Here is a 15,687-nt window from a genome sequence, read left to right as displayed (position 1 = left end):
AGGTCCCCACCTTCCTGCCTTCCATCGCACTGTGTCCGATCCTGGGGTACGCCGCCCCGAACGCGGCGAACACCCGGTGCACACCCGAAAGGACTAGACCCGGCTGCTCTCGCCCCGTCCAACCGGCAAGTGACCTGCGGAAGTGACACGTCCCCTGGGTCGGTCCCCCCGATCGGCTGTCCCCGCCAGCAGGTTCTGCCTGCTGACGACAAAAGACGTGAGAGATCGGGGAACTGTGGCGCGCAAGGTAGTTGTCGAACTCGTCGACGACATCGACGGAACCATCTTCGGCGAGGACGGGGCAAACATCACCTTCTCCGTCAACGGGGTGAACTACGAAATCGATCTGAAAGACAAGCATGCCAGCAAGTTTCACAAGACGATCGGATTTTTCTCGAACACGCCATCCGGGTCGGTGTCCGCAAACGCCGATCGGATTGTCCGGCAGCCCCGAAGGCTCCGGCGCGGCGACGCGGCGACGCGGGACGTCAAGGAAATCCGCACTTGGGTGGCCGAACGGGGCTACGAAATCTCCTCACGCGGACGCATTCCAGCCGAGGTCGAGCAGGCGTATCAAGATGCGCACTGACGCGACTGCGCGTGCACTTCGACTCTGACCCGCACGCACCTGCACCTGCTGCCGCGTAGGTGAAGGCATCTGATGAGCAACGTTGGCGCGTTCGATTGTCGCGCACTAGTCATGATTGCGCAACGCTAGTGCCGAATGTGACCAACACTGCGCAGGAGTGCCGCCCTCTAGCTACGCAATGCTTCATCTGTGTGCGAGCTCGGGAAGATGGGTGTGGATCACCCACTCCGGTATGCGTAGCGAATACACTCATGAGGTGCGCAAAATGACGGTCACCGGTAATGAGGAGTCCTCGCCCGTGCTGCAGGGGCCGGAGGGGCTCGACGATGTCGACCGCGGGATTCTGCGGATGCTGCAGGAGGACGGCCGGGTGCCGTACCGGCAGATCGCACGGGAGCTCGGTGTCTCCGAGGGTACGATTCGGATCAGGCTGGGCCGGATGCAGGACTCGGGTGTGCTGAATGTGGTCGCGATCGCCGATCCCTTCCGGCTGGGTTACCGGGTGTTGGCGTTTTTGCTGCTCCGGGTCGAACCCGGCCAGCAGGATCATGTGGTCGAGGCGCTCACAGGCTGGCGGGAGGCCACCTACGTGTCCTCCTGCATCGGCCGCGCCGACATCTACGTCCAGCTCGTGTGCCGTGACAACGACCACCTGCACGAACTACTGCACCAACGCCTCCCCGACATCGGCGGCGTCCGGGAGTACGAGACCTTCATGGAACTGAAGATGCACAAGGTCTCCTACGAATACTCGCCCGCCTGACCCACACCGTGGACGCTCCGCATACGGTCCCGGTGACGCAGAACCTCAGTATCTGAGCCTTCGAAGTGACGCCTCCGACCTTGGATGTCGCGACTTGAAGGCCTTCGGAGGGGATTCGCAGCCACTGGGCGGCATCGTCCGGTATTGCTCGATACCTCTCTGCACGCCGTCGGGTAGCTCGATGAGAATGTTGGCAACTTCCGGCTCCACCGGGGGTGATGCCCAGATCAGCGAGCGATGCTCTGTTGGGGTGGATAGTGAAGGCGAGCGTTCCGGCCGTTGGGGGTTGTTTGAGCTGCGATGCGCAGCTGATGTGCCCATAGTCGCAATCTGCGATGAATTCGGTCCCTGAAGCACCTCAACGTCAGCGGGCGTTCCCATGCCATCCCGTTACGCGCCGAACGCCACGGCCAACTCGAGTTGATGCGTTCACGGTCACCGTCGCCGCCGAATGGTCGGTCACGTCTGACGTCGACACAAACGTCAAGGTGATCCCGCGGCCGTACCGGACTCGCCTCTGGCGGTATCGCCCAGCCGAGTGCAGCAGTTCATGCGCCAGCGGATAATCGATTGCGTCGCACGGCGTGTGAACCGGATCCTCCCCGCAGCCGGCATACCCTCGCCGCGACTCAGGTCTCGAAACCCTGCCCACATGGGAACGCTACCTGTCGCGGAGGATTCCACTGCACTGCACTGCACTGCACTGCACTGCGGTGCGTTCGAGTCATTGCAGTACTGCGCGCAGGCTGATGGTCCGAGCGGTCTCGTGGAGGAAGCGGCGGCTGGTCGCGTCGGACCGAGGCTGCCGAGCCGACCTCGGGATCTCCGAGCACGCTACTTGCATTGTGTACCAACTCTTGTCGCTGTGACTGCGTCCGCTCAACGTGTCGCACCGCCCGGCTGACCGCGCTCGCTGCAGCACGGGTCGTGCATCACCGGTGAGGAATGCGCTTCGATGCCTGGCCTGCTGTCGGCGGCCTCCGTCTCGCTGGGGTGGACCGCCAACGAGACTCTGCAAAATTGCTGTTTGCGTAATGATCATCCATCTGTACTTGACTTTGCGTAATCGGTAACACATGCTGTTACGCAAGCTCGTGTGATCGGGGTTACATGAGGATTCGAGTCAGTTGAAGGGAACGGGATCCAATGCTGCAGATGGCTGACGTGCGGAAGCGGTACGCACTGCCGACGGAAAAGGAGATCCTCGCCGGCCTCGACGAGGGGGCGACGCTGCCGGCGGAGTTCTATTACGCGCCGGAGGTATACGCGCTCGAACAGGAGAAGATCTTCGCCAAGTCCTGGCAGTACGCATGCCACGAGTCCGCGGTTGCCAAGCCTGGTGACTACGCGGTCACCAAGGCCGGATCCACACCCATCATCGTCACGCACGGAAAAGACGGCGAGCTACGGGGTTTCGTGAACGTGTGTCGGCATCGCCTGCACTCGATCGCGGAGGAGAATGGAAGCAAGCCACTGTTGCAGTGCCCGTATCACGGCTGGACCTACGGCCTCGACGGAAAACTCAAGACCGCGCCCCGCTCGCAGCGTGAGGCCAACTTCGACTGCGCGACCATTTCGCTCGAACCGGTGGCCGTCGAACGGTGGGATCAGTGGGTTTTCGTCAATCCCGATCCGGCAGCCCCTCCGCTGGCGACCGTGACGGCAGACATGCGCGGATTCACCGATGACATCAACGCCGAACTCCGAGAGTACGAGTTCCAGGTCCGCTACGAGTACGACATGACCTGCAACTGGAAGGTGTGGGCCGAGAACGCAGTTGAGTGCTACCACTGCCCGACCCTGCACCAGTCGAGCTTCGGGAAGACGTACCACACCAACCCCGACGACTACGCTGTCAGATCCGGGGACAACACGATCTGGCACGACGGGCCGATCAAGTGGCTACCCGGCAATGTCGACCCCGCCGGACTGCGCGGCTTCCGATTCGCGTTCACGTTCCCCTCGTCCTTCTTCGCGCTCGACGACTACGTCGGATTCATCGGAAGCGTGCAACCCGTTGGACCGGAAAAGTGCTGGGCATTCGTCGACATGTACGCAAAGCCGGGTGCGGATCCGGTCGTGGTCAAGGAATGGCTCGAAATGTGGGACCAGACACTGATCGAGGACAAGCGTGCGACCGACATCCAGCAGATCGGATACCGCTCCGGGCGCATTCCGACCGGACGTCTGATGCTCGACAGCGAAAGCCCCCTGCAGGCATTCATGAAGACGACGCTCTCCGCGCTGTCGTTGTGAGGACCCTCCCCACTGCACGAAAGACTGGACGATGGTAAAAATCTCCGTTGACCTGGACAAATGTCAGGGTTATGCCAACTGTGTCGTTGCGTCCCCCGATGTCTTCGACCTCTCGGACGACGGCAAGGTCGACCTACTGCAGACCCGAATCGCGGACCGCGACGTGGCCGAGGTCGAGGAAGCCGTACGCTCATGCCCCGCTGCAGCGCTGTCGATGACCGAGGAAGACTGATGCGCACCGTAGCCGTTGTCGGCGCAGCGCTAGCCGGTGTTCGAGTCGTGAAAGGACTGCGGAGTAACGGCTTCGGCGGCGCCATCACCCTTATCGGCGACGAACCGCACCTGCCGTACGACCGGCCACCGCTGTCGAAGGGTGTGCTCGCCGACAACACCGGAATCGACACACTCGCCTATCACGCCCGCACCTGGTTCGACGACAACGCTATCGACCTGCGATTAGGGGAGAGCGCAACACATCTCGATGTCGATGCGCGCCTGCTCACCACCGATGCCGGGACCGTACAATTCGATGACATCGTCATCGCCTCCGGGGCCCGCGCTCGGAACCCATTCCTCGACGCCCCGCCCGGGGTCTTCACACTCCGGACCTTCGACGATGCCGTACGAATCCGTGACGCCTTCAACAGCGCGGAACACGTCGTCATCATCGGCGGCGGATTCATCGGACTCGAGGTTGCCTCCGCGGCGCGCACGCGCGGCACCCGGGTCACGGTCGTCGAACTCGCGAAGATTCCACTCTCCCGCAACGTCGGCGAGGATGTCGCGCCCACGCTCGGGGAACTCGCCCGCAGTCATGGCGTCGACCTCATCTGCGAGCGAGTCGTCTCGGCCATCGAGGGCGGCTCCAGGGTCGAACGCGTCGTCCTCGACGACGGAACCGCGATCGCATGCGATGCCGTCATCGTCGGCGTCGGCGCCATACCGAACACCGAGTGGCTGAAGAACTCGGGACTCGACGTCGGACCGGCCGGAGTCCTCTGCGACTCCACCGGACGCGCGGGCCCCCATGTGTGGGCGGCGGGTGACGTATCGGTCTGGCGCGACAGCGCCGGGGAGCCGCATCGCCACGAGCACTGGACCTCGGCAACCGAGCAGGCGCGGGTGGTCGCCCACAATATCGTCGACAACGGCAACCGTACCGTCGATTCCGCCTCCTTCGTGTGGTCGGATCAGTTCGGCAAGCGCATCAGCATCGTCGGCGACACCACCGGCCACGACACGGTTCGCCTGCTTTCCGCCGGCACCGACGACCTGGCGGCACTCTATGCCCGCGACGGAATCCTCATCGGCGCATGCGTTGTCGACCAACTCCGATTGGTGCTGCGGTCCCGTAAATGGGTCGGCGCAGCAACCCTCACCTCCGAAATCCCCGAGTGGGACCTGGCTGACGCCTGACGGCGTTCAGTCGACCCGCAGAAGTCCCAAGGACAACCTCCATGAGTTCAGCGGAAAACCCTGGAACACCCCAACACCACGGCGCCCACGGCGAGTCCATGGTGCGGGCCCTCACCTGGCGCGACGGCTTCGTCTTCGCACTCAATATGCCCATCGGTCTGTTTCTGACTCTCGGGTACACGGTCGGCGCGATCGGCGGTTGGACGGCGATCGCCATCTGGGGCGTTGCCTGCGCGCTGGCATTGCTCCAGAACAACCTGTTTGCCGAGATGGCGGCCATGTTCCCCAACCGATCCGGCGGCATCTCGGTCTACGCCTACGAAGGATGGAAACGACACTTCGCACCGCTGGGCGCGATCGCCGCATTCGGGTACTGGATGGGCTGGTCACTGTCCCTGTCCGTCGAAGGCGTCGTCCTCGGCACCCTGATCGAACAGGCCTTCTTCCCCGACTCGCGCATCGCCCTGCAGCTGCCGATCGGGCACGAACTGGGCCTGCCCTATCTGATCGCGATCGGGGCAATCTTCACCGCCTGGGCACTGAACTACTTCGGCGTCAAGATCGCCGCCGGCGTCGCCAAAATCACCGGAACACTCCTGGTGGTGGGACTACTGGTCCTGATCATCGGGCCCTTCCTGACGCACGGCGACTTCGATGCCAGTCGACTCAGCTGGTCCGGTGCCAGCTCGCCGTTCGGGTGGAAAGAAATCGTGGTGTGGTTCTACATCACGGCATGGACCACCTACGGCACCGAAGTGTGCGCCAGCTTCACCGCGGAGTACAAGGATCCGGTCAAAGACACCTCGAGGGCCCTTCGCCGCTCCGCTGCCTTCATCCTCGGACTCTACATTCTCGTCCCCTACGTCGTCGTCGGCGCGCTCGGTGAGGCCACGATCGGGCTGAACCCGGTCAATTACATCGGGCTTGCGTTCGATCAGATTCTCGGCGACTACTCCTGGCTCGGCCAACTCCCCGTTATGGCAGCCTTCGTCATCGCCATGATGACCGCGACAGCGGACGGCGGACGCTCCCTCTACGGCATCTCACGCACCGGCGGCACCGTCAGGCAGCTCGGGGTGCTCAACAGATACGGAGTCCCCGGCCGGGCACTGACCACCGACATGCTGATCAACATCACTGTGCTCATCGTGCTCGGTGAGCCGATCGCCATCCTCCTGGCCAGCAACCTCGGCTACCTCACCGCAGTCACCCTGGCCGTCGGCGCGTTCGTCCTTCTCCGCCGAGACCAACCACACCTTCCCCGACCGATTCGACTCGGCCGACACTGGATTCCCATCGCCTGCATACTCTTCGCGATCAACGTCTTCGCCATCGTCATCGGCATCTCCAATCCCAGCCTGACCGGATACGGCGGCCTCACCGAGACCGTCGCCGGCATCGGAATCCTGCTCTTCGCCTGCGTGCTCTGGTACTACCGCCAACGATTCCAGGACCGACAACGCATCGAGTGGCGTGTCACAGGCGAACCACCCGCACCCGCGAAGCGGGGGCTGACCACCGCGACATCTGATGCCGTTGATCCCGAACGTATTTGACCGAAACTGCAACACGATAAGGACTGCTCATGAAAGCGATTCGCGTCCACGCGTACGACAGGAAACCGTCCCTCGACGACGTCCCTGAGCCGGTGATCAAGAACCCGCTCGACGTGATCGTCAAGGTTCGCGGCGCCGGAGTGTGCCGCACCGACCTGCACATCATCGAGGGCCAGTGGCAGGACAAGAGCGGCGTCGCCCTGCCCTACACCATCGGCCACGAGAACGCGGGAACCGTCACCGAAATCGGCTCGGCGGTCACGAACGTCTCCGTCGGCGACTCGGTGATCTTGCACCCGCTCGCCACCTGCGGCCTGTGCCTCGCCTGCCGCAACGGCGACGACGTGCACTGCACCGCCTCCGACTTCCCGGGCATCGACGTCGAAGGAGGAATGGCCGAATACCTGCGAACCTCGGCGCGCAGCGTCGTCAAACTCGACCCCTCCCTCGAACCGGCCGACGTCGCGGCCCTCGCCGACGCGGGACTGACCGCCTACCACGCCGCACGCAAGGCCGCCGAACACCTGCGCCCTGGGCACACCGTGGTCGTGATCGGCGCCGGCGGACTCGGCCACATCGGCGTCCAGGTCCTGAAAGCACTGGCCTCGGCACGCATCATCGTCGTCGACCAATCCGCAGCCGCACTTGAACTCGCCAAGGACATCGGCGCCGACATCACCGTGGTGGCCGATGGTACGGAGGCGCAGCGGGTGCTCGCTCTCACCGGCGGAGCCGGCGCCGAAGCAGTCCTCGACTTCGTCGGCGAAGGCTCCGCTCTGGCGTCCGGTGTCGCGATGCTCCGCCGTGCCGGCACCTACTACGTCATCGGCTACGGCGGCACGCTGAAAGTGCCGACCATCGACATCATCAGCACCGAAATCAACTTTGTCGGTAACCTCGTCGGCACCTACAACGACCTCGTGGAGTTGATGGCGCTTGCAGCGGAGGGTCGGGTGCACCTGCACACGGTGAAGTACCGTTTCACCGACTTCCAGCAGGCGCTCGACGATCTGCACCACGGTGCCGTCCGCGGCCGTGCGGTGCTGGTCCCCGACGACGAGTTCATCGCCGCGTCTCACTGAACCCGGCGGCGTGGGTGCGGGTGAGGATCACCCATTCCGGTGTTGTGCGTGCAATCGGGTGAGGTGCCACCGGTAACGCGGATTCCTCGCCCGTGGTGCAGGGGACGGAGGAGTACGGCCGGGTGCTGTACCGGCAGATCGCGGGAGCTGGCCGACCACATCCTTGGACAGCAACTGCTCGGTTTCTCCGAGGGCACGATTGAGATCAGGCTGGGCAGAATGCAGGACTCCGGTTGCTGAATGTGGTCGCGATCTCCGACCCGTTCCGGCTGGGTTACCGGGTACCGGCTCACAGGCTGGCAGGAGGCCACGTACGTGTCCTCCTGCACCTGCCGCGCCGACATCTCCGTCCAGGCCGTGATAACGAGCTTCTCCACGAACGTCTCCCCGACATCGGCGACGTCCGGGAGTAGGAGTCCTCATGGAGCTGAACGTACAAGGCGCCTGTCAATACTCGCCCGCCTCACCCAATAGTCCCGCCTCACCCAATAGTTAGAAGCACACTCATCCGAACCGCCAACTCGGCGGAATCCCACGCGCCCACATCGACGCTCCAACGCCGCCACGCCAGCGTTACGCATCGTCACACCACGCCCGAAAAAGGAGCAGAAGAATGATCTTCATCGTCGTCAAGTTCAAGGTCCTTCCCGACTACAAGAACACCTGGCTGTCCATCACCCGCGAGTTCTCGACCAACACCCGCGCAGAGGAAGGCAATCTCTGGTACCAGTGGTCGCGCAGCGTCGACCATGACGACGAATACTTCCTCGTCGAAGCATTCCGCGATTCTCAGGCAGGCGAGGTCCACGTCGCCTCCGAACACTTCCGGAAGGGGTTGGAGGCGATGCGCCCCGGCCTGGCCGAAACCCCGCACATCATCCACACCGAGATCCCCGGGACGGACTGGTCGCGTATGTCCGAGCTCGCCATCGAGGCAACCTCGCGCTGACACGCCTGCGCGAGTCGAATTGACCTGCATCACAACATATTGGATCGGAGAATCATGACAGGACGAGTAGCCGGCAAGGTCGCCTACGTCACCGGCGCCGCCCGGGGTCAGGGCCGCAGCCACGCTGAACGGCTGGCTGAAGAAGGCGCTGACATCATCGCCGTCGACATCTGCCGAAGCGTTGGACGCACATCCGACTTCTACCCGGCCGCAACCGAGGACGATCTCGCCGAGACCGTCAGGCTCGTCGAAAAGCATGGACGGCGCATCATCGCCTACACCGCGGATGTTCGCGACTACACAGCCCTCGAAGCCGGGCTGTCCTCGGCGGTCGCCGAACTGGGCCGACTGGACATCGTGGCCGCCAACGCCGGCATCTTCCAGTTCGGTGACGAGGTTCCCGACATCGGAGTCGACGACTGGCGCGATGTCATCGACGTCAACCTCACCGGTGTCTTCAATACCTGCAAAGCTGCCGTGCCGCATCTTGTCGGCGGCGGCCAAGGTGGATCCATCGTCATCACCTCGTCCGACGCCGGCGTCAAGGGCTTTGCCCGTTTCGGCCACTACGTGGCGTCAAAGCACGGTGTCATCGGACTCATGCGCACCCTCACCATGGAATTGGCACCACACTCGATCCGGGTAAATGTCGTCGCTCCGACGAACTGCAACACCGACATGATCCAAAACGTTGCCGTCTGGCGACTCTTCCGACCGGACCGCGAGAACCCCACATTCGAGGAATTCGCGGAGGCCTCCTCCACACTGCTCGCCCTGCCACAGCCGTGGGTCGAGCCAGTCGACGTCTCCAACGCGCTGGTCTTCCTGTCCTCCGACGAAGCGCGCTACATCACCGGTGTCACGCTCCCAGTCGACGGAGGGTCCGCCGCGATCTGACACGCCGGCGTCCCCGCGTGACATATGCACATGGTCAGCGCGCAGTCAGAGGACGACTTCGTCGCTGGAGGAGGCCATGACGGTCTTCGGGGACTTCCTCGGTGATCTGCACCATCTGGCCGACGTGATGGGCGTCGACTGGGACGAAGCGCAGCGAAGGGGAGCGGTCCACTGGACCGCCGAACTGTACGGCGCGGACTGACGAAACTGGCGGCTGGAGGGGGCCGGACGGACCTGTTCAGCCGGGTACTTCCCGATTCCCATTTGGTCGACGCGTATCCCTGAGCGCGCGATTATGTGGGTCGATGTGCGTGAAATGGTGTGTGTTGATGTGCGTGAAACTGTGCGAATTAATATGCGTGAACTTGTGCGTGGCGGCAGGCGTGCCGGCACACGAGTGCAGATGCGTGTGGTTCAGCTCGAAGTGGCCCACATGGTTCTGCACGGGGCCACCAGCAAACACGTAGTTCTCCCTGTGCCGAGCCGGACGAGCTCTTCAGCCACCGGTTCCGTTTCGTCTTCGTTGTCGGTTCTCGTTTGTTCTGGCGAGGTTGATGCCGGTTGACCTGGGGCTCGCCAGTTGGGGGTGGTGTTGTCATTGGCATCGTTTCTCACTTGAAGTGGCGGATTGTCGGGAGGATGGCGTTGCTGTAGTAGGGGTCATAGGGGCGGTGGGTGTGGACTCGTTTCCAATGCTTCTCGCGGAATGTTTGGAATAGCTTGCGATGCTCGATGACCCAGCTCTTGAGTGGTTCGATCCAGGTGGAGTAGGACAGCCGGTCGCCGAATCGCTCGGGTTGTCCGAGGCGCCGGCCTACGTGGTGATAGAACGGGGCCACGTCGTGGTCATCGTCGGCCATGGCGACATGGCGTCTCCATTCGAGATCGCAAAGGATCTCGGCGAGCGTGACGATTTCGGGTATGACCACGAGTGTGGTTGTGATCCGGGATCGGGGCAGGGTGGCTGCCCGTTTGTCCCATCGGGTGTGCAGGTTTCTGAAGGTGTAGTAGCTGGGGCTGAAAGGCGCGCGGGCGAGGTGCCAGTCCAGGACGATCCAGCTCGCGTGCCTGAGCTGTTGACGAACCCAGGCATGGTCATCGACAGTCGAGCGCAGTCGGCTGAGCCGGCGGTGGGCGGTGATGATCTCGATGTTTGCCGACAGGTCGATCTGGTCGGGGAAATAACTTGTGGTTTCGATCCAGCGGCGATGTCGTCGGCAGATGGACGGTGCGTCGCGGTCGTGAACGCGGACCTGCGGACGACCGGGGATTCGATCGATGCAGGCGTGGCAGTGGTCGCGGATGGCCGCGCTGCGGAAGACGCGGATCGTCGGGCCGGTGTGGGACAGTGGGTCGGCTCTGGGATTCGACAGGCTGGGCAGTGCCTTGCGCAGTTGGTCGGCGGGCAAGCCGGTAAAGGTTTCCAGCCGGGCCAGTGCGGGCGCGTTGAGCGTGACGTCGCGGTTGTGGATCATCGGCGCGCAGGGGCGGCCGTTGATGGGTTCGCCGAGGGCGCGCAGCAGGGTGGTCGGCCGGGCCAGCGCGTTCGCGGCGGCGAGTCGGAAGACGTAGGACACCACGGTTTCCGCGCCGATCGGACGGACTCGGACGGGCAGAAGTTGGGCGGGTTGCTGCCAAAGCGTCATCGGGGGCTCCCTGGCCGGTGCTGCTGGAACTGGGCGACGGCGGCGCCGTCGAGCAGCACGGCGTCGAGGTGGGCCTTGGTGATCTTTTCGGCGCCGTCGGTGATGGCGTCGTTGGCGGCTTCGTAGATGAGCTGGTCGAGACTGCCGATCATGCCGCCGGTGCGGGCGTGCAGATAGTCGGCCCGCTCGATGAGGGTTCCGGCTTGGTGCTTGTGCAGCCGCAGGGTCTGCTCCATGCTGGCGACGAGCTTGACCCAGTCCTGTTTGTCCTGGTCGGTGCGGTAGGCAAACGGTCCTGTCTTGATGGGGACGAATCGGCCGAGGATCTGACGACCGCGCATCCCGGACAGCAGGTTGGACTCCTCGAGGTCCAGGCCTGAGTAGATGAACGTGGCCGAGATCGTGTCGAAGAAGTATTTCAGCTGGTCGGAGGCGTCTTGTCCTTTCCTGGTGGTGAGGTCGAGCCGGTGGATCTCGTCGACGAGGACCATGCCGGTGCCGACCCGGCGCATCACCTCGGCGACGGTGTGGGCGATCGACTGGGGGTTTTCTCTCCTGCCGGTCGGTAACCCGAGGAAGGCTGCCATCTCCCGGGCCAACGATCGTGGATCCGCGTCCGGTGGGACGACGATGTAGACGACCGGGATTCGCTCGGGGTTGGGCGGGTAGCGGCGTTGCAGGTCGATCTGGAACTTCCTGCCCAACTGGGTGATCGAGGTCGACTTGCCGGTGCCGCTGGCGCCCGACACCAGTAGCCCGCGGCGGCCGAGCTGCTTGCCGCGGTTGTTGGCCACCAGCTTTGATCCGTAGTGGATGACTCTGCGGATGTCGGGGGTCGCGATCAGCAGCAATGTCGAGTGGTAGTCCTGGCGGGCCTCGTTGTAGAGCTCGCGTTCGAACCCGTCCAGGCGCTTCCAGTCTTCCCTGGGCAGCAGGCGCGGCGGCTCGGGGTTGGGTTGGCCGGCGAATGAGGCCCACCCCTGCTTGGTCGACAACGGGTGGCGGATCTCGGGTTCTGTTCGTGTGCTGGTCACCGGCGCACCTCCGGGTCGTCGGTGAACGGGTCGTCGGCGAACGGGTCGAACATCCCGAACGGCACCACATCACCGACCACCGCCTCCACCGCGCCGGACTCCTCACCGCCGCCCTCGTCATCGGCCGCGGTCCCGGCGGGCAACGCCGGGACCGCAGCCGCCGACGGCGGGACGGTTAGTTCGGCGGGAAGGTGGTTGGTCATATCGTGGGCAGTTCGGGTGCGCGCCAACACCCGATCGGCGCCGGGGCCGGTGTCCGCGCGCCGCAGCAGCGCCGCGAGGATCACCGCGACGGCCATCTCGTTCGTGTCGTCGACGCCGCGCTGCGCGGCGATCTTGCGGGAGGCCCGCCATGTGAAGTCGGCGAACGGCTGGCCCACCACCGTGTGATGGGTCCATGGCGCGGTGATCCAGCCGTGGCCGTGGTGGTTGCGGACCCAGACCCGCGACACGTCGTAGGGGTCGTAGTGAACTTCCCATCTGCCGCCCTTGGCGGTGACGCCGGAGCTCTGTCCGGCCCATTGCCGCAACTCCGCGCTGTTGTAGGTGCGGTACTCGATCTGGATGCCGGTGTCGGTGATCGCCCGCCAGTCCGCGGGTAGCAGTTCGATGTAGTCCTCGCCGGTCAACGCGACCGGGACGTAGCCGGCGGCCGCGACCAGTGCCGCGTAGGCGTCGTTGGGTGAGGTCGCCTGATCGGGGTTGAACGGGTGGCGCAGGCCGTCGTGCGGACGGGTTTGCCATCCGCAGATGACCCACTCGTCGAACAGCTCCTGCAGTTCGGGCAGCGACCAGACGGCCCGCTCGGCGACGTCGACGCCCCGGCGGGTGACGTCTCGGCCGGTGTAGCCGGCGACGTGCTGGCAGAACAGGGTGTTGATCGAGGCGAAGGTGCGCTCGACGATCGACTTGTCGGTGGCCGTCTGCTGGTGGGCCGGCTGCACCGAGATGCCCAGGGTGTCCGCCGCCCGCAGGAACACCTCCGACAAGAACACCTTGCCGTGGTCGATGACCACGGTGTCGGGCACGATCACCGGCTTGGCGGCCGCCATCGCCATCCGCGCGTCCAACGCGACCAAACGCTGATGCGGAATGCGGGAGGCGGCCATCGCCAAGCTCTGGTCCCACCCCGGTCGCATCGGTTCAGGGACCGTGGACCGTGCCAGTAGCAGCGCGGCGTCGACCGCCTTCGCCCCGACCGGCCGCAACACACCCGAACAGATCGTGCGGGTCGCGATGTCGATCGACAAGACGAGCTCCGCGCGTCCGATCACCCCGTCGTCCATCACCGCCATCACGTCCAGCGGAGTGGCATCGAGCTGCACCTGCTCACCGGGCCGCGCCGCCGTCGTCGCGGTGTAGGGGCGGGGCGGCTTGTTTGCGGTCTGGCGACGCGTCACCGCCGACCCGAACGTGTGCCGCCCCTTCGACAACACCTCGAGCAGCCGGTAACACGTTGCCTGCGACGGCAGCTCCACCACACCCGGACCGTGCTCGTCGTCGAGCAGTTCACGGATCTGACGGATCGCCCGCGACCTGGTGCCCGTCGAGGTCCCGATCTGCGCAGCGACCACCGTGGCCGCCGCCGCGACCACCCGCTCGTCGACATGCCCGGTCGGCTTTGCGGCCCGAGCGGAGCGGGTGTCGACCAGCCCCCACAGTCCCTGGTCGCGGTAGCGGGCGCGCATCCGCTGCACGGTGCGGACGCCGATCTTGGACCCCGCCGCGGTCAACTCGGCGGCCTTGGCCTTCTCCCGTGCCGCCATCGTCTGAGTCATCGGGTTGTATTCCGGGCGTGGCTGCGCATCCGCCGCCGCGTCCGGCGGCAACCCGGTCTCGAGCTCGACCAGATGCCGTTCCCACTCCCGCGCCGCCGCCACCACATGCTCAGGCATCGCCTCAAGCAACGCGACGGACTCCACCCTCGGCGCCGGGGCCCCGCCGATCAGCTCGAAATCCTCGGCCGCAAGAAGATACGACAACGCGACCACCGTGGTCTCGCCCACATCCGACAACAACCGCATCGTCGTGCCCGAGAACGCGACCACCGTATGGGCTTGCCCGGCAAAGATCACCCGGTCTTCGACCCGCAGCGCGCTCGGCCGGATCACGACCGACCACCCGCCGCCAACTCGTCCGCCAGATTCGCCACTCGCGCCAGATTCGCCACCGGGGGCGCACAACGCACGACGGTGCGGTGCGACAGCACCACCGACAGATCCGCGACCAGCAGCTGCCTCCACATCAGGTGATAGAGCACCGGCAACGTGCCTAGCGGGTCGCCCACCAACTCGGCGCCCTCCACCAACGGCCGCGGCAGCTGAAACACCTCCAGCAGCCGCGCCGCCACCGGCTCGTCGAAACACCGCGGATGCCGGTACCCCGCCAACCACCTCTGGTTGTTCACCACCACGCCGTCCAGCCGGTCCCACACCGCATACCGCCAGCCCAGTGCCGCGCACGCCCGGCCCGCCGTCTCTAACGCCTCGCGGTCCCTCTCGCCGATCAGCTCGCATCGACGCGAGTCCAGCACCAGCACACCCCCATCGGCCGACGACACCAGAAAGTCGGGAGCGTGCCGCCGCTGCTTGCCACCGTGCGGCCACAGCAGCCAGAACGGCTGGGACACGATCCTCACCACCGAGGCGTCGAAATCCAACGTCACCAGGTGATCTCGCTCCACCCACGACTCGAACCCGATCCGGCGGCCCATCGTGCTCGACCAATACCAGCCCGGAAATTTCCGCTGACCTCGATACGACGGGAACGATCGCGCCGGCCGTCCCAGCTCACCTATCACCTCAGGCAGCCACTCCCACGGCACCCGCCGCTCCACGCCACTCTCGGTGACGAACACGGCCTCGAAGTCCCCGGCAGACCCCGCCTGCCCTACCTGTCCATCCAGCACCGGGACATCATCCTCGCCACATTCGATGAGAACTCGCCACCACGCCGACAGATCGCCTGAGAACTCGCCATATCGGCTGAGAACCGACATCGTGTTCGTCGCCGAACACGACGCATATTTTCACGGTTCGTCGATTTTGGTGGGGAGTGGGGGAGTGGCAGCATAGTAGCAGTTCAAATAGGCTAAACAAGTTGTCGATGAGTGGGGAGCGGGGTATCAGAAGCGGTACTGAATCGGGTTCAAAGACACTCGATCAGGCGGGTAGCGCCCATGTCTGCGATGCCGGTCAGTCGTCATCGGCACCGCAGTGTGGACACTCCCCTGACACATCGGCCCGGAAATCGCGCATCCGCGCTCGTCTCGACCGGCTACCCGGGGACCTGCTCTCGCCCGAACCGCGGTGTGGTGTCCCTGCGTCATTCTGTTTTCGGACCGAAGAGCGTCGGGATGTCGATGCTCCGATCGATCGTCGGCGCTTTTGTCCGGGCCGCCACGAGAGTGCCGTCCCCGTTTCGGTCGCGCGCCTCAGGCGTCTCAGGCGGCTATCCGCCTGAGACTGACGGCGCGGTTCAGTGGCCTCGGCGCCCGACT

At 64.7% G+C, this 15,687-nt stretch carries 14 protein-coding genes; 10 read left to right on the top strand and 4 right to left on the bottom strand.

The window, feature by feature from the left end:
• The first annotated feature begins 235 nt into the window (after positions 1–235).
• The 10 genes from BLV94_RS05510 to BLV94_RS51480 all read left to right on the top strand — a co-directional run bounded on the left by BLV94_RS05510 (position 236) and on the right by BLV94_RS51480 (position 9,710).
• A complete protein-coding gene (locus BLV94_RS05510) occupies positions 236–589 on the top strand; it encodes a histone-like nucleoid-structuring protein Lsr2 (RefSeq protein ID WP_072950731.1) in 354 nt (117 codons plus the stop codon).
• Between the two features lie 265 nt (positions 590–854).
• Positions 855–1,352, top strand: coding sequence for an Lrp/AsnC family transcriptional regulator (locus BLV94_RS05505; RefSeq protein WP_072950728.1), 498 nt, complete (start codon positions 855–857; stop codon positions 1,350–1,352).
• Positions 1,353–2,507: 1,155 nt separating this feature from the next.
• A complete protein-coding gene (locus BLV94_RS05500; protein ID WP_244163514.1) occupies positions 2,508–3,608 on the top strand; it encodes an aromatic ring-hydroxylating oxygenase subunit alpha in 1,101 nt (366 codons plus the stop codon).
• 31 nt (positions 3,609–3,639) lie between these two features.
• Entirely contained in the window at positions 3,640–3,840 is a 201-nt protein-coding gene (locus BLV94_RS05495; protein WP_072950723.1) for a ferredoxin, read from the top strand.
• On the top strand, positions 3,840–5,024 hold the full coding sequence (locus BLV94_RS05490) for an NAD(P)/FAD-dependent oxidoreductase (protein ID WP_072950721.1): 1,185 nt from the start codon (positions 3,840–3,842) through the stop codon (positions 5,022–5,024). Before BLV94_RS05495 ends, BLV94_RS05490 begins: the two co-directional genes overlap by 1 nt.
• A gap of 41 nt (positions 5,025–5,065) precedes the next feature.
• Positions 5,066–6,580: an APC family permease gene (locus BLV94_RS05485; protein ID WP_083395492.1), complete on the top strand. Its 1,515-nt coding sequence runs from the start codon at positions 5,066–5,068 to the stop codon at positions 6,578–6,580.
• 29 nt (positions 6,581–6,609) lie between these two features.
• Positions 6,610–7,662 carry an NAD(P)-dependent alcohol dehydrogenase gene (locus tag BLV94_RS05480; protein ID WP_072950716.1) on the top strand — a complete coding sequence of 351 codons (1,053 nt, stop codon included), beginning with the start codon at positions 6,610–6,612 and terminating at the stop codon, positions 7,660–7,662.
• Positions 7,663–8,275: 613 nt separating this feature from the next.
• A complete protein-coding gene (locus BLV94_RS05475) occupies positions 8,276–8,611 on the top strand; it encodes a putative quinol monooxygenase (RefSeq protein WP_072950713.1) in 336 nt (111 codons plus the stop codon).
• A 54-nt stretch (positions 8,612–8,665) separates the two neighbouring features.
• On the top strand, positions 8,666–9,508 hold the full coding sequence (locus tag BLV94_RS05470; protein WP_072950712.1) for a mycofactocin-coupled SDR family oxidoreductase: 843 nt from the start codon (positions 8,666–8,668) through the stop codon (positions 9,506–9,508).
• 76 nt (positions 9,509–9,584) lie between these two features.
• Positions 9,585–9,710, top strand: coding sequence for a hypothetical protein (locus tag BLV94_RS51480; RefSeq protein WP_255315062.1), 126 nt, complete (start codon positions 9,585–9,587; stop codon positions 9,708–9,710).
• Between the two features lie 409 nt (positions 9,711–10,119).
• Here BLV94_RS51480 and BLV94_RS05465 read toward each other — a convergent pair whose 3' ends face one another.
• Genes BLV94_RS05465 through BLV94_RS05450 form a run of 4 tightly spaced genes read right to left on the bottom strand, consistent with a single transcriptional unit; the run spans position 10,120 to position 15,096 of the window.
• Complete coding sequence (locus BLV94_RS05465) at positions 10,120–11,154, bottom strand: TniQ family protein (RefSeq protein WP_072950710.1); 1,035 nt, start codon at positions 11,152–11,154, stop codon at positions 10,120–10,122.
• Positions 11,151–12,188: a TniB family NTP-binding protein gene (locus BLV94_RS05460; RefSeq protein ID WP_072950707.1), complete on the bottom strand. Its 1,038-nt coding sequence runs from the start codon at positions 12,186–12,188 to the stop codon at positions 11,151–11,153. The genes BLV94_RS05465 and BLV94_RS05460 overlap by 4 nt, the downstream gene beginning before the upstream one ends.
• Complete coding sequence (locus BLV94_RS05455) at positions 12,185–14,299, bottom strand: Mu transposase C-terminal domain-containing protein (protein WP_208613692.1); 2,115 nt, start codon at positions 14,297–14,299, stop codon at positions 12,185–12,187. Before BLV94_RS05455 ends, BLV94_RS05460 begins: the two co-directional genes overlap by 4 nt.
• Positions 14,296–15,096 (bottom strand): TnsA-like heteromeric transposase endonuclease subunit, encoded by an 801-nt coding sequence (locus tag BLV94_RS05450; protein ID WP_167372135.1) that lies wholly within the window; start codon positions 15,094–15,096, stop codon positions 14,296–14,298. Before BLV94_RS05450 ends, BLV94_RS05455 begins: the two co-directional genes overlap by 4 nt.
• Positions 15,097–15,687: the final 591 nt, after the last annotated feature.

This window comes from Rhodococcus koreensis, from assembly GCF_900105905.1.
Taxonomy (GTDB): domain Bacteria; phylum Actinomycetota; class Actinomycetes; order Mycobacteriales; family Mycobacteriaceae; genus Rhodococcus_F; species Rhodococcus_F koreensis.
The sequence above is the reverse complement of the archived record's forward strand: the minus strand, read 5'-3'. Positions and strand labels throughout refer to the sequence as shown.